The organism is Mesorhizobium sp. M2A.F.Ca.ET.037.01.1.1 (genome assembly GCF_003998075.1).
GTDB lineage: Bacteria > Pseudomonadota > Alphaproteobacteria > Rhizobiales > Rhizobiaceae > Mesorhizobium.
The window spans coordinates 1-1,414 of the sequence record NZ_RZSA01001335.1 but is presented as its reverse complement, the minus strand read 5'-3'; the positions used below and the strand labels follow the sequence as shown (position 1 = coordinate 1,414).

2 protein-coding genes are annotated in these 1,414 nt (G+C 67.1%); both read right to left on the bottom strand.

Annotated elements, in window-relative coordinates:
- Positions 1-86: 86 nt before the first annotated feature.
- Positions 87-254 (bottom strand): heme exporter protein CcmD, encoded by a 168-nt coding sequence (ccmD, locus tag EOA27_RS36485; protein ID WP_126080438.1) that lies wholly within the window; start codon positions 252-254, stop codon positions 87-89.
- Positions 255-472: 218 nt separating this feature from the next.
- Positions 473-1,138, bottom strand: coding sequence for a heme exporter protein CcmB (gene ccmB / locus EOA27_RS36480; protein WP_126080437.1), 666 nt, complete (start codon positions 1,136-1,138; stop codon positions 473-475).
- Positions 1,139-1,414: the final 276 nt, after the last annotated feature.

Genomic DNA, 1,414 nt, shown 5'->3' with positions numbered 1-1,414 from the left:
GAACAGCCCCGCCAGTCCCAGGAACACCAGCAGCGGCAAAAGCACGAACAAGCGGCGGCGCGGCGCAGGCGCTTCGGTCCCGGTGCTCATGGCTTGACGGCCTTGTCCGAACGCCGACGCACACCGGCCGCTTCGAGCGCCGCGAGTTCGCGCTTGCGCGCCCGCTGATCGAGCAGGATCCAGCCGATCAGCACGGTCAGCACGACGCCCGTGATGGCGTAGGCGGCGGTGACGAACAGGGCGTGCGTGCTCACGTCGACCGCTCCCCATTCTCCGCCATGCCAATCGTTCCGATCATGTCTTTCCTCTGAGCGTTTCACCGTTTGATAGAGACAGTGATCCGCTCCATTTCCTTGTTCTGACGCAATTCCGGACGGAAAAACCGCTCGCGCTTTTCGCGGATTGGTCTAGCCCCGCCGCGGCTTTCCCGCAATCGTCTCGGCGCCGCAGCGAAATGAACGTCCTTGTCGCCTCAATCCGTCCCGTGTCGCAGCGCCAACGCCGCCGCCAGCGGCCCGACCACGGCAAGAAACAGCGTCAGCGCGGCAAGAATGAGGAAGGGCTGCAGGAACGGGGCCGGATCGGCGACGGCGCCATAGCTTGCCGAAACGCCGAAGATCAGCACCGGGATGGTGAGCGGCAGCACCAGCACCGAAATCAGCAGCCCGCCGCGCGGCAGCGCCACGGCTACCGCCGCACCCGCGGCGCCGATGAAGGTGATGGCAGGCGTGCCGATAAGCAGCGTCAGCGCCGTGGCCCCGATGCCCAGCGGCTCCATGTTCATGAACAGGCCGAGCAAGGGAGCGGCGACCACCAGCGGCAGCACGCTGCCCGCCCAGTGCGCCAGGCATTTCGTCAGCACCGTCAGCGCCAGCATGTGCCGGTCGCCGTTGAGGACAAGAAGATCGAGCGAGCCGTCCTCGCGGTCGGCCTGGAAGAGGCGATCGAGCCCGAGCAGGCAGGCGAGCAGCGCCGCGATCCACAGGATCGCCGGGCCGATGCGCGACAACAGGTTGAGGTCGGGTCCGACGCCGAAGGGGATGGTGACGATGACGGCGAGGAAGAAGATGACGCCGACCAGCGCCCCGCCGCCGGCGCGGATGGAAAGGCGGATGTCGCGGAGGAAGAGGGCTAGCATGATTTGACATGCCTGCGCCCAGGCTCCCCTCTCTGGCCTGCCGGCCATCTCCCCCTCAAGGGGGGAGATTGGATGCCAACCCGGCCTTCGCCAATCTCCAGCGCGGCAAGGCCATCGGGGCGCCTGAACTGCTGACCTCCCCCCTTGAGGGGGAGATGCCCGGCAGGGCAGAGAGGGGGGCCTGGCGCAAACATCAACGGGCTACCTTCATTTGCAGCTCGCGCGCCCCTTCCAACCCCAGCGGCAGATGCGTCGCCGCCACCACAATCCCACCGT